Below are 21438 nucleotides of genomic sequence, written 5' to 3' on the forward strand. Positions count from 1 at the left end.
CGTTGCCTCGCAGGTACTCGATCAGCGCGATTACTCGATGCGTTCCGCGACCAGCGGGCCGCGCGGCGTCCACTCGGCGGCTTCGCCGATGCTCCAGGCCCCCTCGACGGCCTCGAGAGCGCGCTCGAAGCGCTCCGGCTCGTCGGCCGAGAGCGTGAAGAGCGGCTGGCCAGCCGTGACCGTGTCGCCCGGCTTGGCGTGCAGGTCGATTCCCGCGGCGTGCTGCACCGGGTCCTGGGCGCGGGCCCGGCCGGCTCCGAGCCTCCACGCGGCGATGCCGAAGGGAAGCGCCTCCTGCGTGAGGAGCACGCCGTCGCGGTCGGCGGTCACGACGTGGGTCTCCCGCGCGACCGGCAGGGCCGCATCCGGGTCGCCGCCCTGGGCTTCGATCACTCGGCGCCAGGTGTCCATGGCGCGGCCGTCTGCCAGCGCCTTCTCGACGTCGGCGTCGGGCTGGCCGGCGAGACGCAGCATCTCGCGGGCGAGCGCGATGGTGAGCTCGACCACGTCGGCGGGTCCGCCGCCGGCGAGCACCTCGACCGACTCGCGCACCTCGTTGGCGTTGCCGATGGCGAACCCGAGGGGAACGTTCATGTCGGTGAGCAGCGCCGTGGTCGCCACGCCGGCGTCGTTGCCGAGGTCGACCATGGTGCGTGCGAGTTCGCGCGACTTGTCGATGTCGACCATGAACGCGCCCGACCCGAACTTCACGTCGAGCACGAGCGAATCGGTGCCCTCGGCGATCTTCTTCGACATGATGCTCGAGGCGATCAGCGGGATGGCCTCGACCGTGCCCGTGATGTCGCGCAGGGCGTAGAGCTTCTTGTCGGCCGGAGCCAGGCCGGAGCCCGCGGCGCAGATGACCCCGCCGACGTCGCGCAGCTGCGCGAACATCTCGTCGTTCGTGAGGTCTGCGCGCCAGCCCGGGATGCTCTCGAGCTTGTCGAGGGTGCCGCCCGTGTGGCCGAGGCCGCGGCCCGAGAGCTGGGGAACGGCGACGCCGAACGATGCGACCAGCGGCATGAGCGGCAGGGTGATCTTGTCGCCGACCCCGCCCGTGGAGTGCTTGTCGACCGTGACCTTGCCGAGGCCTTCGAAGCTCATGCGCTCGCCCGAGGCGATCATGGCGAGGGTGAGGTCGCGGATCTCCCGACGCTCCATGCCGTTGAGCACGATGGCCATGGCCAGGGCGGCCATCTGCTCGTTGCCCACGAACCCACGGGTGTAGGCGTCGACCAGCCAGTCGATCTCGGCGGTGCTCAGAGTCTTGTGATCGCGCTTGGTGCGGATGAGGTCGACGGCGTCGAAGGATTCAGACACGGGGTGGAGCCTTTCTGGTTGTTCCCTTCGACACGCTCAGGGAACGGAGGGGGTGTTAGTGCGTGTCGACGTAGGCCTGCAGTGTTCGCGGGCCGAAGGCATCCGGAAGCACCTCGTCGATCGTGCGGATGCCCGAGACGGTCTGCAGGAGCATGCCGGGAGCCGAGTGCTCGTAGAGCAACTGGCGGCAGCGGCCGCACGGCATGAGGGCGTTGCCGTCGCCGTCGACGCAGGTGAAGGCCACGAGGTGTCCGCCGCCCGTCATATGCAGCGACGACACGAGCGCGCACTCGGCGCAGAGCGTGAGGCCGTAGCTGGCGTTCTCGACGTTGCACCCCGAGATGACGCGGCCGTCGTCGACGAGGGCGGCGACCCCGACGGGGAACTTCGAGTAGGGCACGTAGGCCTTGGCCATCGCCACGAGCGCCTCGGCCCGCAGCACACCCCAGTCGATTGCGGATGCCTGCTCGGTGCCGGATGCCTGTTCGGTGTCGGTCATGTCGGACCTCCTAAGACTTTATGTACGGTTTACCGGATGCGGCAGGCCCTCGGACACGGCCGACCACCCCCGCCACCGCGAAGATGGTGACCAGGTAGGGCAGCATCAGCATGAACTCGCTGGGAACGGGCGATCCGATGATCGAGAGCACGCTCTGCAGGTTCGAGGCGAAGCCGAACAGCAGGGCGGCGAGCGTCGCGCGGATCGGATCCCAGCGGCCGAAGATCACCGCGGCCAGGGCGATGAATCCCGCGCCTGCAGTCATCTCCTTGTTGAACGAGCCGACCGAGCCCATGGTGAAGTACGCACCACCCAGACCCGCGATCGCTCCGGCGAGCGAGACGTTCCAGAAGCGGGTGCGGGCCACGTTGATGCCCACGGTATCGGCCGCCTGCGGGTGCTCGCCCACGGCGCGGAGGCGGAGGCCCCAGCGCGTCTTGAACAGGGCGAAGAACACCACGGCGACGGCGATGTAGAGGATGTAGACGATGATCGTCTGCCGGAACAGGACCGGTCCGAGAATCGGGATCTCGCTGAGACCGGGGATGGGAAGCCTCGGCAGGCGGATGGTGCCGCTGTTGTTGAGCAGCTCGGTGTTCTTCGACAGCACCTGCGAGTAGAGGAAGCTCGTGAGGCCGGTGACGAGCACGTTGAGCACGACACCCACGATGACCTGGTCGACGAAGTACTTGATCGAGAAGGCGGCGAGCACGAACGAGACGAGCACTCCGGCCGCCATCGCGGAGAGGAGGCCGAGAACGGGCTGGCCCGTGACCGAGGCCACGATGGCCGAGACGAACGCGCCCGCGAGCAGCTGGCCCTCGATCGCCACATTCACCACTCCGACGCGTTCGGAGATGACTCCTCCGAGGGCACCGAACACGAGCGGCACGCTCAGGCCGACCGCACCGACCAACAGGCCGGGAACCGGGATCGTCGCACCCGCGGATGCCCAGGTGAGGAAGCCCACGAGGAACAGCACGGCGAAGACGACGGTGACCCAGAGGCGCACCGGTCGGCTGCGCGAGACGAGGAACGCGCTGTACGCGGCGAGGGCCACGAGCAGCACTGTCAGCACGATGCCCGTGGCGCGGGTCGGCGCCTGGATCGTGGGGATCTGGAAGAAGTCGGAGTCGGTCGAGAGCCGGAAACCGCTCGTTCCCTCGCGGCCGAAGACCACGAAGAGCAGGATCGCGATGATCGAGAAGACGCCGAAGGCGATGGGCGCCTTCCAGCTCTTCACGACGGTGGTCTCGAGAGCCGGAGGCAGCGAATCCGGGTGGTTGTGCTGCAGGGGCGCGTCCGCGACGGCCGTCTTCAGCTCGGTGCGGCTGACGTTCTCGTCGACGATGGGGCGTTCTGCGTTCACGGCGTCTCGTCCTTCGCGGGGGTCGTCGATGCTCACTTGGTCACCGCCGCGGTGGAGGTGCGCGGGCGTCTGAGGCTGATGCCGCTGGGCTTCGGAAGCCGGAACACCGCACGCACGAGCGGCGGCGCGGCGATGAACAGCACGATGAGCGACTGGATGACGACCACGATGTCGATGGGGATGCCCTCCGACGCCTGCATCGCGAATCCTCCGGCCTTGAACGCGCCGAACAGGATGCCCGCGAAGAAGATGCCCCAGGGCTTCGACCGGCCGAGCAGCGCCACGGTGATCGCGTCGAATCCGATGCCGGCGTCGATGCCCGAGCTGAATCCGGTGGTGACTGTTCCGAGCACCTGCGCCACGCCGGCCAGGCCGACGAGGCCGCCCGAGAACAGCATCGCGTAGACGTACATCTTGTTCACGCTGATACCGGCGACGCGGGCCGCGTTCGGGTTCTCGCCCACCGCCCGGAACTGGAATCCGAGGTTCGAGCGGTTGAGCAGGTACCAGACGTAGACGGTGGCCGCGATCACGAAGATGAAGCCCCAGTGCAGGTTGAACTGCGGGCCGAGCAGGTCGGGGAAGACCGCCGTCGGCAGCGCTGCCGGCGTCTTCGGGTTGTTCGAGCCGGGAGCCTGGAGGAGCCCGGGCGTCTTCAGCATGAACGAGATGAGGTAGAGGGCCACGAAGTTGAGCATGATCGTGACGATCACCTCGTGCGCACCCGTGCGGGCCTTCAGCAGACCGACGATTCCACCCCAGACGGCGCCACCGATGATTCCGGCCGCGACGGCCAGGATCAGGTGCAGCCCGTAGGGCAGCTCGAACGACCAGCTGACCCATCCGGCGCACGCGGCCGCGATGAGCATCTGGCCGCGGCCACCGATGTTGAAGAGACCGACGCGGAAGGCGAGGCCAACACCGAGACCGGCGGCGATCAGCGGCGTTGCGAAGGTGAGCGTCTCGGTCAGCGGCTTGATGCCGGCGATGAAGCCGGGGCGACGGAAGTTGTAGACGGCGCCCTGGAACAACGCCGTGTAGGCGCCGGAGACCGAGTCCCAGACGGCCTTGACCAGGTCGCCGGGACGGGCGAAGAAGTACCCCGCGGCGGCTGACACCTTGTCGTCGGTGAGGGCGATCAGGACTCCACCGGCCAGCATGGCCAGCACGACCGCCAGCACGGAGATCATGGCGCTGCCGCCGACGATCTCGCGCATCACGCCGTGCCAGCGCGGCTCCGGGGTGGATGCGTCGGGCTTGGCGGGCGGGGAGGCGACGGGTGGGCCGGAATCGACGGGTGGAACTGTGGGCTGGCTCACGCTGCCGCTCCTTCGGGTGGGGAGGTGACGGAATCGGGGACTTCGCCGGCCATCATGAGGCCGAGCACATCGCGGGGCGTGTCGCCCGGAACGATGCCCACGATGGTGCCGCGGTACATCACGGCGATGCGGTCTGCGAGGGCGACGACCTCGTCGAGCTCGGTCGACACGACGATCACGGGAATGCCGGCGTCGCGGGTGGCGACGATGCGCTTGTGCACGAACTCGATCGAGCCGACATCGATGCCTCGCGTGGGCTGGGCGGCCATGAAGAGGCGCAGGTCGCGGCTGAGCTCTCGAGCCAGCACGACCTTCTGCTGGTTTCCGCCGGAGAGGCGGCCGACGGGCGTGGTGATGCCCTGGCTTCGCACGTCGAACTCCTTCGACTTCTGCTCGGCGAACTCGTTGAGATAGTTGAGCTGAAGGGTGCCCGCCTTGACGAACGGCGGTCCGTCGCTGCGGTCGAGCATGAGGTTCTCGGCGATGGTGAACTCTCCGACGAGCCCGTCCTCCTTGCGGTCCTCGGGTACGAAGCCGATGCCGGATGCGAGCACCTGCTTCACCGAGAGCCCGCGGATCGACTTGCCGTCGAGGGTGATGTCTCCGCGCACGCGTGACTGGAGGCCCATGATCGCCTCGGTGAGCTCGGTCTGGCCATTGCCCTGCACCCCGGCGATCGCGAGGATCTCGCCCGCACGCACGTCGAAGCTGACGTTGTTCACGACGAGCTGTCCGTGCGGGTCGATGACCGAGAGGTTGGAGACGACGAACGCGTCGGCCCCGGGCTTGGCGGGGTCTTTGTGCACGGTGAGCTCGACGGCCCGGCCGACCATGAGTGAGGCCAGCTCGGCGTTCGTCGCCGTGGGCGACGCCTCGCCGACGACCTTGCCGAGCCGGATGACCGTGATGCGGTCGGCGACTTCGCGCACCTCGCGCAGTTTGTGGGTGATGAAGACGATGGATGTGCCGGCGGCCTTGAGCTGTCTCATAATCGTCATGAGCTCGTCGGTCTCCTGCGGGGTGAGCACGGCTGTGGGCTCGTCGAACACGAGCACCTTCGCGTCACGCGACAGGGCCTTGATGATCTCGACCCGCTGCTGCACACCGACCGGAAGATCGTCGACCAGCGCATCCGGATCGACGTGAAAGCCGAACCTCTCGCTGATCTCGCGCACCTTCTCGCGCGCGGCGCCGAGGTCGAGCACGCCGGCGGCATTCGTCTTCTCGTGGCCGAGCATCACATTCTCTGCGACGGTGAACACGGGGATGAGCATGAAGTGCTGGTGCACCATGCCGATGCCCGCGGCCATGGCGTCGCCGGGACCGGCGAAGTGCTGCACGACGTCGTCGAGCAGGATCTCGCCCTCTTCTGCCTTGTAGAGGCCGTAGAGCACATTCATCAGGGTGGACTTGCCCGCGCCGTTCTCGCCGAGGAGACAGTGGATCTCCCCCGGTTCGATCGTGAGGTCGATGTGGTCGTTGGCCGTGAGGGCGCCGAAGCGCTTCGTGATGCCACGGAGTTCGAGCTTCATAGGGACAATCTACCCATCCGGTCGATGCGTGAAGAGGGGACTTAACGTGGTCGGGGGACCAGCCGTGGCTGGCCCCCCGATCTCACGCGGGTGGAACTGGGTGCGACTACTCGCTCAGGTACGAGGTGACGGTGATGTCGCCCGAGATGATCTTCGCCTTGATGTCGTCGATCTCGCCCCGCAGCGAGGAGTTGACCTTCGACTCGAAGTCGTGGAACGGCGCCATGCCGACTCCGTCGTTCTCGAGCGTTCCGACGTAGGGCTCGTTGCTGAAGCTGCCAGCTGCGGCGTCGGTGACGACTGCGTTGGTGGCCGTCTTGATGCCCTTGAGGATCGACGTCAGGTAGAGGTCCTTGTAGGTGGGGTCGCTCTCGTAGAGGTCGGAGTCGACACCGACCATGGCGATGTCCTTGCCGGACTCCTGGATGGCGACGCCGGCGCTCTGGTAGATCGGTCCGCCGACGGGGAGCAGAACGTCTGCACCCTGGTCGATGAAGTTCTGAGCGGTCGTCTTGGCGACGTCGTTAGCCTCGAAGCCACCGGTGAAGGTAGCGGAGTCAGGGTTGGCGAGGTCGTAACCCAGAACCTTGACGTCCTTCGACTTCTGCTCGTTGTAGTACTTGACGCCCTGGGCGAAGCCGTCCATGAAGATCGTGACGGTGGGGAAGTTCATGCCGCCCCAGGTCGCGACGATGCCCGACTTGGAGTAGTCGGCGGCCGCGTAGCCCGCGAGGAATGCGGCGCCGGCGGTGTCGAACGTGATCGGCTTGACGTTGTCTGCATCGATGCTCGCGTCGTCGATGATCGCGAACTCGACGTCGCTGTTGGCCTCGGCCGCGGCGGAGGTCGCATCGGCGAGCGCGAAGCCGACGGTCACGATGAGCGAGCAGCCCTGGTCGACGAGGCTCGAGATGTTGGGCGCGAAGTCGGTCTCGGAGTTCGACTCGACGGTCACCGGCTCGACACCGAGCGACTTCGCGGCCTCGTTGAGGCCCTCGAAGCCCGCCTGGTTGAACGACTTGTCGTCGAATCCACCGGCGTCGGAGACCATGCAGGGCAGGGCCTTGGCGTCTGCGGAGTCGGTCGAATCGGTTTCTGCCGGCGCGGATGCGCAACCGGCGAGGAGAGCGGCGAAGCCGAGGGTGGCGATGCCACCCATGGCGGCACGGCGAATGGTCTTGCTCAAGGTGTCCTCCAAGGATTGCCCCGCTTCAGATGCGGAGCGCAGGGCTGTGTGGTCTCTCACGTTACCTAATGTGACGCGCGGCTTGCGGCCCGCGGACGGCATCGCGGCCCAGTCGTTACAAAGACGCGTTCACGCCGAAACAACCCCGAAATGTTCACCGGAGAAAAGCCCCGAAAGACTACGGCGTGCTGGGGCTGGTGACCTCGAGCGCGCCCGAGACGATGTCGTTCTTCAACCCGTCGAGCTCGGCCTGCAGATCGGCCGAGACCGCCGCAGCCTTGTCGTGATACGGAGCGAGGGCCACTCCCCCGTTCTCGAGCGTTCCCACGAACGGGGTGTTGTCGAACGTGCCGTCGAGGTCGTCGCCCACGATCTGCACGACGGCGTCACCGGTGTTCTTGAGCACGCTCGTCAGAACGATGGGCTTGTACGACGAGGGCAGGGTCTCGTAGCCGTCGTTGTCGACCCAGATGATCGACACGTTCGGGTTCTCGAGGGCGGCCGCCGCAGCACCCTCTCCGACCTGGCCCGCGACGGGGAGGATGACGTCGGCGCCCTGGTCGATGAAGGCCTGGGTCGTGACCTTGCCCTTGTTGATGTCCTCGAAGTCGCCCGTGAACACGCCGTCCTGGGCGTCCTTGCTCCAGCCGAGGGCCTGGACCGCCGTGCCGTGCACCGCGTTGTACTTGGCGACGCCGTCGACGAATCCGTCCATGAACAGGGTCACGGGAGGCTGGTTGCCGCCGCCGAACGTGGCGACCTTGCCCGTCGCACTCGTTCCCGCGGCCAGGTAGCCGGCGAGGAAGGCCGCCTGCGCCGTGTCGAAGACGATCGGCTTGATGTTCTCACCGTCGACCTGCTCGTCGACGATGGCGAAGTGCACGTCGGGGTTGGCCTTCGCCTCGGCCGAGGTCGCGTCGGCGAGCTCGTAGCCGACCGTGAGCACGAACTGGCATCCGCTGTCGACCGCCTGGGTCACGTTCGGCGCCAGGTCGGTCTCGTTCGTCGACACGATGACCTCGGCGTCGATGGAGAGATCGCTCTTGGCCTTCTCGAGGCCCTCCCAGCTCGACTGGTTGAACGAGCGGTCCTCGAGACCGCCGGAGTTGGTGACCATGCGCGCGCAGTAGTCGCTGGCCGTCTCGGTCGTCTCGGGCGCCGGAGCGCATCCGGCCAGCACCAGGGCCGAGGCGGCGAGAACGACGACGGAGCGCAGGACAGTTGAGGTCGACATAGCCAAAAGACTAGTCGCACGCCGTTCCCTGAGCTTGGCTCAGGGAACGGTGGGGTCAGAGGACGTCGCCCGAGCCGCCGAGGCGCAGGGCGTCGACGACCGACTTGACCCGCTGGGCATGCTCGCTGGTCGTGACGAGCAGCGCATCCGGTGTATCGACGACGACGATGTCCTTGACGCCGATGAGGCTGATCACGCGGCCGCTCTGCGAGACCACAACGCCGCTCGACGAATCGGACAGCACGCGGGCGTTCTTGCCCAGGATCGCGAGCTCCGAGCCGCGACCGGTGGAGTGCAGCTTGGCGATGGAGGCGAAGTCGCCCACGTCGTCCCAGCTGAAGTCGCCCGGAACGACCGCGAGCGTGCCGTCGAGTGCTGCCGGCTCGGCCACGGTGTAGTCGATGGCGATCTTCTTGAGCTTGGGCCAGACCTGGTCGACGACGGCCCCGCGACGCGGAGTGTCCCAGGCCTCGGCCAGCTCGAGCAGACCGGCGAGCAGCTCGGGTTCGGCCTTGCCGAGCTGTTCGAGCAGCTTGTCGGCGCGGGCGATGAACATGCCGCCGTTCCAGAGGTACTTCTTGCTCTTCAGGTACTTCTTGGCCGTCTCGAGGTCGGGCTTCTCGACGAAGCGCTGGGCCACCATCGCTGTCGGGGCCCCGGGCAGGTCGAGGTCGGCTCCCGTGAGGATGTAGCCGAAACCCACGGACGGCTCTGTCGGCGTGATGCCGATGGTCACGATGTAGCCGGCGTCGGCCGCGTTCACCGCCTGCACCACCGTGTCGCGGAACGCCTCGGTCTGGGTGATCACGTGGTCGGCGGCGAAGGAGCCGATGATGACCCCCGGTTCGCGCTGCTGAAGGATGGCGGCGGCGAGTCCGATGGCCGCGGACGACTCGCGCGGCTCGCTCTCGAGAACCACGTTGATGTCGGCGAGCTCGGGGATCTGCTTCTCGACGGCGGCGCGGTGGGCGCGGCCTGTGACCACCATCACCCGCTGCTCGCCCGAGATGGGAGCGAGCCGCTCCCACGTGTCGCGCAGGAGGCTGCGACCCGAGCCACTGAGGTCGTGCAAGAACTTGGGCGCGTCGGCGCGGGAGAGCGGCCAGAGTCTCGAGCCGATTCCTCCGGCCGGAATGACGCTGTAGAAACGGTCCATCGCAGAGTTCTCAGCCATGGCCCCACCCTACCCATCCGGCGTCGCTCGCGATTGAACGAATGCTCACCTGGCCGCCACCCGTCATTAACCCGTCCGCCACACTCCGCTCGTAGCGTTCAGAACGTGCCCGGTGCATCCCCGGGCCGACGGGAGCAGTCCATGAGAGTCGCCGTCGTCACGGAGAGCTTTCTGCCCACGGTCAACGGCGTCACCAACAGCGTCTGCAAGGTGCTCGACTTCCTCGCCGACGCCGGGCACGAGGCCATCCTCATCGCCCCCGCCGCCCGAAACACGCCCTCGAGCTACCGCGGGTTCACGATCCACGCGGTGCCGGCGGTGGCCTACCGGCAGTTCCCCGTCGGACTCCCCCATCCCCAGGTGCAGAAGGTGCTCAGCGCGTTCGGCCCCGACGTGCTGCACGCCGCGTCGCCGTTCCTCCTCGGCGCGCAGGCGATCGCCGCGGCGAACCGCATCGGCGTGCCGAGCGTGGCCATCTTCCAGACCGACGTAGCCGGTTACGCCAAGCGCAACCACCTCGGCAAGGCCGCCGCCCTGGCCTGGCGGTTCGTTCGGTGGATCCACGAGGCCGCCGATCTCACGCTCGTGCCCTCGTCGAGCTCAGAGCACGACCTCGTCGCCGCAGGCGTCACCCGGCTGGCCCGGTGGGGCCGCGGCGTCGATACCGAGCGATACCACCCGCGGTTGCGCACGCATCCGGATGCCGTCGACCTGCACACCCGGCTGTCGCCGAACGGCGAGGTCGTTCTCGGCTACGTCGGCCGCGTCGCCCCCGAGAAGCAGCTCGAGCGCTTCGACCAGCTGCGCGGCATCGACGGCATCTCGCTGGCCATCGTCGGAGACGGCCCCTCGACCCCGTCGGTGGGGCGGCTGCTGCGCGGGATGCCGGTGACCTGGCTGGGCAGGAAGGGTGGTCACGATCTCGCGGTCGCCTACGCGAGTTTCGACGTCTTCGTGCACACCGGCACCGAGGAGACGTTCGGGCAGACCATTCAGGAGGCGCACGCCGCCGGCCTGCCCGTGGTGGCCCCGCGCGCCGGCGGCCCCGTCGACCTGGTGCACGACGGGAGCGACGGGTACCTCTTCGATCCCGACGCGCGGTCGGGAGACACGAGCATGCGCACCCTCGTGGAAGACCTCGTCGTCTCGACCGACCTGCGCCTGCGCATGGGAGAGTCCGGGCGCCGCGCCGTGCGGGCGACCACGTGGAATTCCGTCTGCACCGAGCTGCTCGGCCACTACTCGGCGGTTATCGCTGCCCGACGGCCGGTTCCGGTCGGCGAGGCAGTGTAAGCGGCGAAGCGGCTTAGGGATACCTAACAAGCACGAGCGACGAGAACTTATAAACTGGATACCATCTTCGCCTTCGCCCGATCCTGAACCACCTGCACGAGTAGACCGGCACGACCGCGACGAGCCATCTCCAGCACGGCTTACTCAACCAAGGAGGGTTGTTCGTGTCCAGAACCGAGACAGGAACCCATGCGCCAGGATCCCTGGCGCCCACGGGCAAGAGGCCTCAGGGCACTCTGTACCGCGGGCGAGAGGGAATGTGGTCGTGGGTGCTTCACCGCATCACGGGCATCGCCATCTTCTTCTTCCTCCTCGTGCACATTCTCGACACCGCGCTGGTGCGCGTCGCCCCCGAGGCGTACAACGCCGTGATGAGCACGTACAAGAACCCGATCATGGGCCTCGGCGAGACGGCGCTCGTCGGCGCCATCGCGTTCCACGCCTACAACGGAATCCGCATCATCCTCATCGACTTCTGGACCAAGGGTCCGAAGTACCAGAAAGTGATGTTCTACGTCGTCATCGGCCTCTGGGTCGTGACGATGGCCGGATTCGTTCCGCGCCACCTGATCAACGTCTTCAGCGAGGTGGGTTGATCATGGCGACAACGATCGACGCTCCCCGCAGCCCGTACTCCCGCGCCCCGCGATCGCGTGGCATCAACTGGGAGAAGTGGGGCTGGATGTACATGCGCGCCTCGGGCCTCGTGCTCGTCGTGCTCATCTTCGGCCACCTCATCGTGAACCTCGTTCTCGGCGACGGCATCAAGGCGATCGACTTCGCCTTCGTCGGCGGCAAGTGGTCGAACCCGTTCTGGCAGGTCTGGGACTGCCTCATGCTCTGGCTCGCCATGATCCACGGCGCCAACGGCATGCGCACGCTCGTCAACGACTACGCATCGCACCGCACCACCCGGGGCATCCTCAAGGGCGCCCTGCTCTTCTCTGTCATCGTCCTCATAACGCTCGGAACTCTTGTGATCTTCACGTTCGACCCCTGCCCCGCCGGCGCACCCGCCGATCTCCTCGCCTCGTTCTGCTCGGCGAGCTGACGGCGACCGCTATGACCGAATACGCAGACGGATCCGTCGTCGACGGAGTTCACTACCACCAGTTCGACATCGTCATCGTGGGCGCCGGCGGCGCCGGAATGCGGGCGGCCATCGAGGCCGGGCCCAAGGCGAAGACGGCAGTCATCTCCAAGCTCTACCCGACCCGCAGTCACACAGGCGCGGCGCAGGGCGGCATGGCCGCCGCCCTCGCGAACGTCGAGGAGGACAGCTGGGAGTGGCACACCTTCGACACCGTCAAGGGTGGCGACTACCTGGTAGACCAGGATGCCGCGGAGATCCTCGCGAAGGAGGCCATCGACGCGGTCATCGACCTCGAGAACATGGGTCTGCCCTTCAACCGCACGCCCGAGGGCAAGATCGACCAGCGTCGTTTCGGCGGGCACACCCGCGACCACGGCAAGGCGCCCGTTCGTCGCGCCTGCTACGCGGCCGACCGCACGGGCCACATGATCCTGCAGACGCTGTACCAGAACTGCGTCAAGTTCGGCATCAACTTCTTCAACGAGTACTACGTGCTCGACCTCGTGATGGTCAGCGACGGTTTCGGCGGGCAGAAGCCGGCCGGCGTCGTCGCCTTCGAGCTGGCCACCGGCGAGATCCACGTCTTCCAGTCGAAGGCCGTGATCTTCGCGACCGGCGGTTTCGGCAAGATCTACAAGACGACCTCGAACGCCCACACCCTCACGGGAGACGGCGTCGGAATCATCTGGCGCAAGGGCCTCCCGCTTGAGGACATGGAATTCTTCCAGTTCCACCCGACCGGCCTGGCCGGGCTGGGCATCCTGCTCTCCGAGGCCGCCCGCGGCGAGGGCGCGATCCTGCGCAACAGCGAGGGCGAGCGGTTCATGGAGCGCTACGCCCCCACGATCAAAGACCTCGCGCCCCGTGACATCGTCGCCCGCTGCATGGCTCTCGAGATCCGAGAGGGTCGCGGCGCCGGTCCGCACAAGGACTACGTCTACCTCGACATCACGCACCTCGACCCCGCGGTCATCGACGCCAAGCTGCCCGATATCACCGAGTTCGCGCGCACCTACCTGGGTGTCGAGCCGTACACCGAGCCGGTGCCCGTGCTCCCCACAGCGCACTACGCGATGGGCGGCATCCCCACCAACATCCAGGCCGAGGTGCTCTCCGACAACACCACAGTCGTTCCCGGCCTCTACGCCGCCGGCGAGTGCGCGTGCGTCTCGGTGCACGGCTCCAACCGCCTCGGAACCAACTCGCTGCTCGACATCAACGTCTTCGGCAAGCGCGCCGGAAACGCCGCCGCCCAGTATGTGCAGACGGCGCCGTGGGTCGAGCTGCCCGACGACCCCGCGGCCGGGGTGCGCGAACTCATCGAGAACGCGCGCAACTCCAACGGCACCGAGCGCATCGCGGTCATCCGCCGTGAGCTGCAGGAGTCGATGGACCGCAACGCCCAGGTCTTCAGAACCGAAGAGAGCCTGACCGAGGTGACCGAGGTCATCCACAACCTGCGCGAGCGCTACAAGAACATCCTCGTTCAAGACAAGGGCAAGCGGTTCAACACCGACCTGCTCGAGGCCGTCGAACTCGGCTTCCTTCTCGACCTGGCCGAGGTCGTGGTCTACTCGGCGCGCAACCGCAAGGAGAGCCGCGGAGCGCACATGCGCGAGGACTACCCGACCCGCGACGATGTGAACCACATGCAGCACACCATGGCCTACCTCTCGGGCGACCCCATGTCGGCCGACGCCGGCGACCACATCAGACTCGACTGGAAGCCGGTCGTCGTGACCCGCTACCAGCCCATGGAGAGGAAGTACTAAATGAGTACAGCAACCCTGGATTCTCCGCCGGCCCCCGCTGACGACGTCATCCCCACCTTCACGGTCACGCTGATCGTTCGTCGGTACAACCCCGACACCGACGAAGAGCCCACGTGGCAGGACTTCGACGTCGAGATGTACCCCACCGACCGCGTGCTCGACGCGCTGCACAAGATCAAGTGGGAGCAGGACGGGTCTCTGACCTTCCGCCGCTCGTGCGCCCACGGAATCTGCGGGTCTGACGCGATGCGCATCAACGGCCGCAACCGCCTCGCCTGCAAGACGCTGATCAAAGACCTCGACATCACGAAGCCCATCTACGTGGAGGCCATCAAGGGCCTGCCGCTCGAGAAGGACCTCGTCGTCGACATGGAGCCGTTCTTCGCGTCGTTCCGCGAGGTGCAGCCGTTCCTCATCTCGTCGTCGAAGCCCGAGAAGGAGCGCCTTCAGTCGGCCACCGAGCGCGCACGCTTCGATGACACGACCAAGTGCATCCTCTGCGCCGCGTGCACGTCGAGCTGCCCGGTCTTCTGGACCGACGGGCAGTACTTCGGTCCCGCGGCCATCGTCAACGCCCACCGCTTCATCTTCGACAGCCGCGACGAGGGCGCCAACGTGCGCCTCGACATCCTCAACGACAAAGAGGGCGTGTGGCGCTGCCGCACCACCTTCAACTGCTCCGAGGCGTGCCCCCGCGGCATCCAGGTGACCCAGGCCATCGCCGAGGTCAAGCAGGCCATCATGCGGGGCAAGCCGTAGCCCCTGCCCCTCGTGCACTGATCGAGTGTGCAGAAACGGCCCGTCGCGTTCATTCGCACGGGCCGTTTCTGCACTCTCGGGGCGTCTCAAGGGCGCCAACCCCGCGCGATGAGGGCTTTTCGTACTCTCGTCACGATGTCGGCACGGTCGGAGTTCATGTGTTCCTTGAGCACGCGCACGATACTCCACTCGTCGAAAGCGAAAGCTTCGAGGCGGTCTACATCGCGGTGGAATTGGCGACGGTCGTCAGCATGCTGCGAGCCGTCGTATTCGACGAGCACCTTGAATTGCCGGTAGAGAAGATCGCCTCGGCCGATGAACGTTCCGTCGGGTCCGTAGACATCGCCGTTGAGTTCGGGCTCGGGAAGGCCACCTCGCACCAGGAGCAGTCGCAACTCGGTCTCCTTCGGGGACCCGGAGCCCGGCCGCACCCACTCGAGAGCATGCTTCAGCGTGCGGACCCCGCGCCCGCCAGCGCATGAGTCCACTGCAGAGACAAGCTGTTGAAGACTCTTCTGCGGGTAGCGGCCGCCGACGATGTGATCGCCCGCAATGATGAGTTCATCAAGCGATAGAAGAGGTGCGCATTGGCACCACGCGTCGAGGAGCGCGGGACGCACCGAGAACGCGCGTCTATCAAGCCCGTCGGGAAGTTCCGCGCGTCGGTTCATCCGTCGATGATGCCGATCTCGACGCGAGCAGGGGAAAGTTGTCCCCGTCCGCCGACAGACGATCAATCGAGTGTGCAGTTCTCGTCGGTCGCGAAGCTTCCCTCCGGCAGAAAGTGCTCACTCGGGAAATCGCGGTCGGCGTCAAGTGGGGGCGCAGATGTGCTCGGGCTGAATAGGGTGGGTGGGTGAGCGACAACAGCACCTCCACCGAGAAACCGGCCACCGGCATCCCTGCACTCGTGCAGAAGGTCATGAAGCTGAAGCCCGTGCGGGTGTTCCAGCACTACGCCTCGAACGGCGGACCGCTCATGGCCGCCGGCATGTCGTTTCAGGCCCTCTTCGCCGTGTTCGCCGCGCTCTGGGCGGGGTTCTCGATCGCGGGACTCGTCCTGGCGTCGAACCGCCCCCTGCTCGAGGAGCTGATCACGATCATCGGCAACGCGGTTCCCGGCCTCATCGGAGACGGCGGCGCCGTCGACGCGGACGCCCTGCTCAACACCCCCGCGCTCAGCTGGTCGAGTGCCATCGCCCTGGTCGGACTCGTCTTCACGGCCCTCGGCTGGCTCGCGTCTGCGCGAGACGCCATCCGCCGCATCTTCTCAGTCGGCCCCGACACCACCTTCTTCCTTCTGCTCAAACTGAAGGATGCCGGGCTCGCGCTCGGCTTCGGCATCGTGCTGGTCGTGTCGGCCGGCATCAGCATCGGCAGCACGACCCTCATCGGTCTGGCGTTCGATCTGTTCGGCATCGACAACACCTCCGGCTTCGCCGTGGTCGTGGCCCGCATCGTGGGCCTGCTGATCGCGTTCGCCCTGGACGCGCTCGTGTTGCTGGTCTTCTATCGAGTGCTGACGGGCATCCGGATCCCCTTCCGCCGCGTGATCAGCGGCGCACTCATCGGGGCGGCCGCCCTGGGCGTGCTGAAGGCGCTCGGAGGTCTGCTGCTGGGAGGAGCGAGCAACAACCCGCTCATCGCGTCGTTCGCCGTGATCGCCGGTCTGCTGATCTTCTTCAACCTGATCTGCCAGGTGATCCTCATCACCGCGGCGTGGATCTCCGTCGGAGTCGCGGACGTCGGCCTGGATGTTCGCGGCCTGTCGCCCGAACAGCTTGAGGCCGAGGCTGAACTGAAGCAGGCCGAGGCCCGCGTGGTGGTGGCCGCCGCCGAGCGGCAGCGCCTCGAGGATGAGCTCCGCGAGGCCCACGGACTACGACGCCGTGGTCTCTCGCGCAAGCTCAAGGCGGCGGTTCGCGAGGAGTCGAGACTGAAGGACGAGACCCCGACACCTCGCTAAACTATTCGGATGTCCTCGTCGAACTCTGGCACCCCTCTCCGTATCGCATCCGTCAACGTCAATGGCGTGCGCGCCGCATTCCGCAACGGCATGGGCGCGTGGCTCGACGACCGGGAGGTCGACATCCTCGCCCTGCAAGAGGTGCGGGCGGCCACGAGCGACCTCGAGAACCTGCTCGGCGACGAGTGGGACATCCTGCACGACGCCGCGACGGCCAAGGGGCGGGCCGGGGTCGCGCTGGCGAGCCGCAACAAGGCATCCATTCACCGTGTTGCGCTCGGCGCCGACGACTTCGACAGCGCCGGGCGCTGGCTCGAGGCCGACTACGAGGTGGGCGATAAGGTCGTGACCGTCGTGTCCACCTACGTGCACTCCGGCGAGGCCGGAACGCCGAAGCAGGTCGAGAAGTACAAGTTCCTCGATGCGATGGTCGAGAGGCTGCCGCTGCTGAAAGAGCACAACCCGCTCGCCGTCGTCGTGGGCGACCTGAATGTCGGCCACCGCACCCTCGACATCAAGAACTGGAAGGGCAACGTGAAGCGCGCCGGCTTCCTGCCCGAGGAACGCGCGTACTTCGATCGCTTCCTCGGCGCCGAGGGCGACCCCGACTACAACGCGGGCGCCGGGTTCGGCTTCGTCGACATCGGCCGGCGCGCCGCCGGAGAGGTCGAGGGTCCCTACACGTGGTGGTCGGCCCGTGGCCAGGCGTTCGACAACAACACGGGTTGGCGCATCGACTACCAGCTCGCCACGCCCGACCTGGCGGCCACGGTCACGAACTACACCGTCGACCGCGCCGCAAGCTACGCCGAGCGCTGGAGCGATCACGCTCCGGTGGTCGTCGACTACGCACTCTAACTACCCCCTCCCTTCGACAGGCTCAGGGAACGACACCAACTCAGGGAACGACATACCCATGACCGCCAAACCACGCCTTCTGTCCGGCATGCAGCCCTCGGCCGCATCGCTTCACCTCGGCAACTACATCGGCGCGCTGATGAGCTGGAAAGCCCTGCAGGAGACCCACGACGCGTTCTTCTTCATCGCAGACCTGCATGCCATCACCGTTCCTCAAGACCCGGCGACGCTGCGTGAGAACACCCGTCTCACCGCCGCCCAGTACATCGCCGCCGGCATCGATCCGGCGAAGTCGACCCTCTTCGTGCAGTCGCAGGTTCCGGCGCACGCCCAGCTCGCGTGGGTGCTCAACACCCTCACCGGTTTCGGCGAGGCGAGCCGCATGACCCAGTTCAAGGACAAGGCGGCCAAGCAGGGATCCGACGCGGCGTCGGTCGGACTGTTCACATATCCGATCCTGCAGGCCGGCGACATCCTGCTTTATCAGGCCGCCGAGGTTCCGGTCGGAGAGGACCAGCGTCAGCACATCGAACTGACCCGTGACCTCGCGACCCGGTTCAACGCGCGCTTCGGCGAGACCTTCCGCATCCCCGAGCCCTACATCCTCAAGGAGACGGCCAAGATCTTCGACCTGCAGAACCCGCAGTCGAAGATGTCGAAGTCCTCGGAGTCGCCGGCCGGCATCGTATGGTTGCTCGACGACGCCAAGACCACGGCGAAGAAGATCATGCGGGCCGTGACGGATGCCGATGGCCGGGTCGTGTACGACCGCGAGGCCAAGCCCGGGGTCGCCAACCTGCTCACCATCTTCTCGGTGCTCGGCGACGTGCCCATCTCGTCGCTCGAGGAGGACTTCGCGGGACGCGGCTACGGAGACCTGAAGAAGGCCCTGGTCGAGGTGGTCGAATCGACCCTCGGTCCGGTTCGCGAGCGCACCCTCGAGCTGCTGGCAGACCCTGCAGAGCTCGACCGCATCCTCGCCGCGAATGCCGACCGCGCGAACGAGGTGGCAGCGGCCACCCTCGCCGACGTCTACGACAAGGTCGGCTTCCTGCCGCGCTCCAGTTGAACCGTGAGCCGGAGCGTCAGGGCCTGACGCTCCGCCCCGCCTCGACGATCACCTCGTGAACGCGGCGCAGGTCTTCGATGAGCGAGCCGATCAGAATCCAGTGGGTCGGGCTCGGAGTGATCACCCGGAGCGGCGCCGTCAGGGCGGGCACCTCGCTCGTGAGCGGCTCGGGCTCGTCGCCGTCGAGGTCCGAGTCCTGCATCACCAGGCGCAGGTCGTGGGCCGCCCGGGTCATCTCGTCAGCCAGCCCCGTGACGGTGCTCTCGGTGTGCAGTGACTCGTCGTAGTTGTCGGCGAGACCTCTGACCATGCCGGGCACCCGGCCGACGATGACCCCGAGCATGGCGAGCAGGTCGTCGTCGAGTTCGAGAGCCTCGGAGTTCGTGCGCCGTCGCGGGTTGAAACGCAGGCTCTCCTCCGCACTCGTGACCGCCGCGCGGGCCTTCGCCAGCATGGGGGCGAGCAGGCGAACCTCGACGAGGGCCTGGTTGCGCTGCGCGGCGGTCGACGGCTCGACGAGCAGCTGTGCGAGGCCGTCGAGGCACGCGGCGGTCTCCTTGCCGAGTGCGGCCACCGCGTCGTGGGCGGGCTGGAGCCTGACGGGCGGCACGACGACGAGGTTCACGGCCACGGCGACCAGCGCTCCCAGAGCCGTCTCGATGATGCGTCCGCCCGCGTAGCCCGGGGTCTGCGCTCCGATCGTGAGCACGAGCATGGCGCTGATGGGCAGCTGAACGGTGGTCGACTGGCTGAGTCGCAGCGCCCAGCCCGTGAGCAGAGCGAGCACGATCGAGAGCAGCACGATCCAGGTCGACTGTCCGAACACCAGCCCGACCAAGTAGGCGATCACGACTCCGACGATGACGCCGACGGTGCGCTCCAGCGCCTTGGCGAACGACTGGTTCACACTGGGCTGCACCACGATGATCGCGGCGATGGCCCCGAAGACGGGCAGCTGGGCGGGCAGGATCGCGAGGCACACGATCCATGCGAGGGATGCCGCGACACCCGTCTTCACGATCTGGAGCAGCGGCGCCCTGTCGTCCGACTGCAGCACTCGGGCGTAGCGCGCAGGGGCCAGCCCCGCCTCGACCATCCGCCTGGCGAACGCGCCCCGTCTGGGGCTCTCGGCAGGGGGACGGGTCACGCCCCCAGCCTATTCCTCGGCCAGGCGATCGTTTCCGGCACCGGCTCCCGGGCGCAGCTCGATGCGCGCGACCTGGCCTGCACCGAGCTGCACGGGCGCCGCCTCGCCCGGCACGCTCACCGCACGCCGCTCGGCGCTCAGGTTGCCGAGGATCAGCACCGTTCGGCCCCCGGCCCTCGGTGCGGCCGCGATCACGGCGAGCCCCGGCGCGCTCGCCTCGATCAGGGTCGCGCCCTCGAGCTGCGACAGCCAGGTGAGCGCCTGGACAGCCTGTGGATGGCTCGCCGCGCGCTGCCCCCACTCCTCGACGAAGCAGAGGGTGAGCGCCGTGGGGGCCGCCAGTGACGCAACGCTCGCGACGAGCCAGGCTGCAAGCGACGCCGAGCCCGTCCGTGGATCGCTCGCACCCTCCACCAGCGCAGCGCCGTAGCCTGCCTGGAGGTCGGGGCCGGGAGCCTGCGGCGCGGGCGTGGTCGCCACCGCATTGAAGCGGGCCCCGAGGGTGATCGGTCCGATGTGCAGGGGTCGGCCGTCAGCGAGCCGCCGAGCCGCCCCCACCACCTGCCGCTGCATGGCCACCGACTCGACGAGCTGGTGGCCGGACGTGTCGTGCATGAACGGCGTGATGCTGAACGCGATCGGTCCCCGCCACGAATCGAGGCGATCGATGCCGCGGTTCAGCTCGGTGAAGTGGGCGCGGGTTCCCGCGATGACCTGGATGTCGAGACCCCGGGCGTCGAGCGCCGCCACGAGGGCACGCGACGTGTCGGTGTCGGCCAGGTGTCCCGCTCCCCCGAACAGCCCTATGCGCGCGAAGCGGCCCGATGGATGCGCCGCGAGGGCGTCGAGGACGGGCTCGGCCGCGCCGACACCGGCGGCGATGAGCCTCACATCGAGCTGGCGATCGCCCGCGTCGCGAATGGCCCGTTCGAAGGCTGCTCCCCAGTTTGGCGTGGCCGGGTCGAGCTCGACCAGCAGCTCTCGCGCCCAGGGGGCCTGCGGCCCTTTCTCGTCTCCTCCGGGCGCCGTCGAGGCCATGGTCGTGAGCCGGGGAATCGTCGTGCCCGGCAGGCGCGCGATCAGGGTGAGCGGCACGGTGTCGGCGATGTCGTCGATGTCGTCGTCGGCCGGGCTGTCCCATCCTGCCCGAGCAGGCGAGCAGGCGAGCGTGAGCGACTGCTCGATCACGTCACCGGCGCGAACCTCGACCGGGAAGGGCACCGACAGCGGGGTGGAGTACGTCTTGTACGAGGCGTCGGTCCAGTTGCGCTGGTCCTCCATCTCGAACACGTCGCCGCTCAGCTCGAGGCGGCATCCCACGGGGTCGCCGGCGCCCCCTCCCGTCCACGAAAGGGCCCGGATGTCGAGAGCCGGCTGGTGGGGAGAGATCTCGATCGGAAATGCCGTGTTCGTCGACCCGCCGTCGGGATGCTCCACCGTCAGTTCCCGGCCCGCGAGCTCGGGCGAGTGCAGGACGATCAGGCCGAGCCTGTTGCGGAGGAAGTCGGACTCGGCCTCGGCCCGCAAGGCCACGATGAGAGTCTCGTCGCTCGTTTCGACCGTGAGGCGCCAGCGCACGAGAGCGTCGCCCTGCTCCGCGCTTCCGTGGAGTACGAGCTGCCCGCCCCCTTCGGAGCCCTCGATACGTTCGACGCTCGAGCGCAGGGTTCTCCAGTCGCGGTCTCGCACGACGACGCGCACGCTGCGCAGCACCGGCCTGCCCGCGTGTCGGATGTCGTCGAGCTCGCCAGCGCGGAGCTCGACCTGCCAGGGACCGCGCCGAATACGAGTCGTCGTCAGCTCGTCGGCGCGGAGCAGATCGGCTGGAGGAGAGGTGAGCATGGTCGA

At 67.4% G+C, this 21438-nt stretch carries 19 protein-coding genes; 8 read left to right on the forward strand and 11 right to left on the reverse strand.

Annotation, left to right across the window (positions count from 1 at the left end; translation table 11 throughout):
• Positions 1 to 30 precede the first annotated feature (30 nt).
• The 8 genes from ASF06_RS00350 to ASF06_RS00385 form a co-directional block, all read right to left on the reverse strand.
• Positions 31 to 1320 carry a thymidine phosphorylase gene (locus ASF06_RS00350; RefSeq protein ID WP_055941949.1) on the reverse strand — a complete coding sequence of 430 codons (1290 nt, stop codon included), beginning with the start codon at positions 1318 to 1320 and terminating at the stop codon, positions 31 to 33.
• A 55-nt stretch (positions 1321 to 1375) separates the two neighbouring features.
• Positions 1376 to 1819, reverse strand: a complete 444-nt coding sequence (locus tag ASF06_RS00355) for a cytidine deaminase (RefSeq protein ID WP_055941952.1) — start codon at positions 1817 to 1819, stop codon at positions 1376 to 1378.
• 10 nt (positions 1820 to 1829) lie between these two features.
• Entirely contained in the window at positions 1830 to 3113 is a 1284-nt protein-coding gene (locus ASF06_RS00360; RefSeq protein ID WP_055943963.1) for an ABC transporter permease, read from the reverse strand.
• Between the two features lie 107 nt (positions 3114 to 3220).
• Positions 3221 to 4507, reverse strand: a complete 1287-nt coding sequence (locus ASF06_RS00365; RefSeq protein WP_235500849.1) for an ABC transporter permease — start codon at positions 4505 to 4507, stop codon at positions 3221 to 3223.
• On the reverse strand, positions 4504 to 6039 hold the full coding sequence (locus ASF06_RS00370; protein ID WP_055941955.1) for an ABC transporter ATP-binding protein: 1536 nt from the start codon (positions 6037 to 6039) through the stop codon (positions 4504 to 4506). Before ASF06_RS00370 ends, ASF06_RS00365 begins: the two co-directional genes overlap by 4 nt.
• 106 nt (positions 6040 to 6145) lie before the next feature.
• Positions 6146 to 7225 carry a BMP family lipoprotein gene (locus ASF06_RS00375; protein ID WP_055941958.1) on the reverse strand — a complete coding sequence of 360 codons (1080 nt, stop codon included), beginning with the start codon at positions 7223 to 7225 and terminating at the stop codon, positions 6146 to 6148.
• Positions 7226 to 7403: 178 nt separating this feature from the next.
• Entirely contained in the window at positions 7404 to 8459 is a 1056-nt protein-coding gene (locus tag ASF06_RS00380; RefSeq protein ID WP_055941961.1) for a BMP family lipoprotein, read from the reverse strand.
• 55 nt (positions 8460 to 8514) lie between these two features.
• Positions 8515 to 9633, reverse strand: a complete 1119-nt coding sequence (locus ASF06_RS00385) for a mannose-1-phosphate guanylyltransferase (protein ID WP_055941964.1) — start codon at positions 9631 to 9633, stop codon at positions 8515 to 8517.
• Positions 9634 to 9774: 141 nt separating this feature from the next.
• On the opposite strand from ASF06_RS00385, the gene ASF06_RS00390 reads away from it, so the two are divergent.
• From ASF06_RS00390 to ASF06_RS00410, 5 genes are all read left to right on the forward strand, one after another.
• Positions 9775 to 10926: a glycosyltransferase family 4 protein gene (locus ASF06_RS00390; protein ID WP_055923657.1), complete on the forward strand. Its 1152-nt coding sequence runs from the start codon at positions 9775 to 9777 to the stop codon at positions 10924 to 10926.
• Positions 10927 to 11090: 164 nt separating this feature from the next.
• Positions 11091 to 11522 carry a succinate dehydrogenase, cytochrome b556 subunit gene (gene sdhC / locus ASF06_RS00395; RefSeq protein ID WP_082479639.1) on the forward strand — a complete coding sequence of 144 codons (432 nt, stop codon included), beginning with the start codon at positions 11091 to 11093 and terminating at the stop codon, positions 11520 to 11522.
• A gap of 2 nt (positions 11523 to 11524) precedes the next feature.
• On the forward strand, positions 11525 to 11977 hold the full coding sequence (locus tag ASF06_RS00400) for a succinate dehydrogenase hydrophobic membrane anchor subunit (protein WP_055923663.1): 453 nt from the start codon (positions 11525 to 11527) through the stop codon (positions 11975 to 11977).
• Positions 11978 to 11988: 11 nt separating this feature from the next.
• Complete coding sequence (gene sdhA, locus ASF06_RS00405) at positions 11989 to 13791, forward strand: succinate dehydrogenase flavoprotein subunit (protein ID WP_055941969.1); 1803 nt, start codon at positions 11989 to 11991, stop codon at positions 13789 to 13791.
• A complete protein-coding gene (locus tag ASF06_RS00410) occupies positions 13792 to 14550 on the forward strand; it encodes a succinate dehydrogenase iron-sulfur subunit (RefSeq protein WP_055923669.1) in 759 nt (252 codons plus the stop codon).
• Between the two features lie 86 nt (positions 14551 to 14636).
• On the opposite strand, the gene ASF06_RS19310 is transcribed toward ASF06_RS00410, so the two are convergent.
• Positions 14637 to 15221: a hypothetical protein gene (locus ASF06_RS19310; protein WP_157439023.1), complete on the reverse strand. Its 585-nt coding sequence runs from the start codon at positions 15219 to 15221 to the stop codon at positions 14637 to 14639.
• A 185-nt stretch (positions 15222 to 15406) separates the two neighbouring features.
• Between ASF06_RS19310 and ASF06_RS00420 the strand changes: the two genes are divergently transcribed.
• From ASF06_RS00420 to trpS, 3 genes are read left to right on the forward strand one after another with little or no spacing between them, the layout of a single operon-like run.
• Entirely contained in the window at positions 15407 to 16516 is a 1110-nt protein-coding gene (locus tag ASF06_RS00420; protein WP_055941973.1) for a YihY/virulence factor BrkB family protein, read from the forward strand.
• Between the two features lie 9 nt (positions 16517 to 16525).
• Entirely contained in the window at positions 16526 to 17374 is an 849-nt protein-coding gene (locus ASF06_RS00425) for an exodeoxyribonuclease III (RefSeq protein ID WP_055941977.1), read from the forward strand.
• Positions 17375 to 17432: 58 nt separating this feature from the next.
• On the forward strand, positions 17433 to 18443 hold the full coding sequence (trpS, locus tag ASF06_RS00430; RefSeq protein ID WP_055941980.1) for a tryptophan--tRNA ligase: 1011 nt from the start codon (positions 17433 to 17435) through the stop codon (positions 18441 to 18443).
• A gap of 16 nt (positions 18444 to 18459) precedes the next feature.
• Here the strand turns inward: trpS and ASF06_RS00435 are convergent, their stop codons facing one another.
• The gene (locus tag ASF06_RS00435) at positions 18460 to 19590 is read right to left on the reverse strand and encodes an FUSC family protein (protein ID WP_235497091.1); all 1131 of its coding nucleotides are present in this window, start codon (positions 19588 to 19590) and stop codon (positions 18460 to 18462) included.
• Positions 19591 to 19599: 9 nt separating this feature from the next.
• Positions 19600 to 21432: a hypothetical protein gene (locus ASF06_RS00440; RefSeq protein ID WP_055941983.1), complete on the reverse strand. Its 1833-nt coding sequence runs from the start codon at positions 21430 to 21432 to the stop codon at positions 19600 to 19602.
• Positions 21433 to 21438: the final 6 nt, after the last annotated feature.

Source organism: Agreia sp. Leaf244, assembly GCF_001422695.1.
In the GTDB taxonomy this organism is placed as follows: domain Bacteria; phylum Actinomycetota; class Actinomycetes; order Actinomycetales; family Microbacteriaceae; genus Agreia.

Excerpts from the sequence above, each read along its gene's own strand:
- ASF06_RS00355 (WP_055941952.1), bottom strand. The coding sequence starts at position 1,819 with ATGACCGACACCGAACAGGCATCCGGCACCGAGCAGGCATCCGCAATC.
- ASF06_RS00370 (WP_055941955.1), bottom strand. The coding sequence starts at position 6,039 with ATGAAGCTCGAACTCCGTGGCATCACGAAGCGCTTCGGCGCCCTCACG.
- ASF06_RS00380 (WP_055941961.1), bottom strand. The coding sequence starts at position 8,459 with ATGTCGACCTCAACTGTCCTGCGCTCCGTCGTCGTTCTCGCCGCCTCG.
- ASF06_RS00385 (WP_055941964.1), bottom strand. The coding sequence starts at position 9,633 with ATGGCTGAGAACTCTGCGATGGACCGTTTCTACAGCGTCATTCCGGCC.
- ASF06_RS00390 (WP_055923657.1), top strand. The coding sequence starts at position 9,775 with ATGAGAGTCGCCGTCGTCACGGAGAGCTTTCTGCCCACGGTCAACGGC.
- ASF06_RS00400 (WP_055923663.1), top strand. The coding sequence starts at position 11,525 with ATGGCGACAACGATCGACGCTCCCCGCAGCCCGTACTCCCGCGCCCCG.
- sdhA (WP_055941969.1), top strand. The coding sequence starts at position 11,989 with ATGACCGAATACGCAGACGGATCCGTCGTCGACGGAGTTCACTACCAC.
- ASF06_RS00410 (WP_055923669.1), top strand. The coding sequence starts at position 13,792 with ATGAGTACAGCAACCCTGGATTCTCCGCCGGCCCCCGCTGACGACGTC.
- ASF06_RS19310 (WP_157439023.1), bottom strand. The coding sequence starts at position 15,221 with ATGAACCGACGCGCGGAACTTCCCGACGGGCTTGATAGACGCGCGTTC.
- ASF06_RS00425 (WP_055941977.1), top strand. The coding sequence starts at position 16,526 with ATGTCCTCGTCGAACTCTGGCACCCCTCTCCGTATCGCATCCGTCAAC.
- trpS (WP_055941980.1), top strand. The coding sequence starts at position 17,433 with ATGACCGCCAAACCACGCCTTCTGTCCGGCATGCAGCCCTCGGCCGCA.
- ASF06_RS00440 (WP_055941983.1), bottom strand. The coding sequence starts at position 21,432 with ATGCTCACCTCTCCTCCAGCCGATCTGCTCCGCGCCGACGAGCTGACG.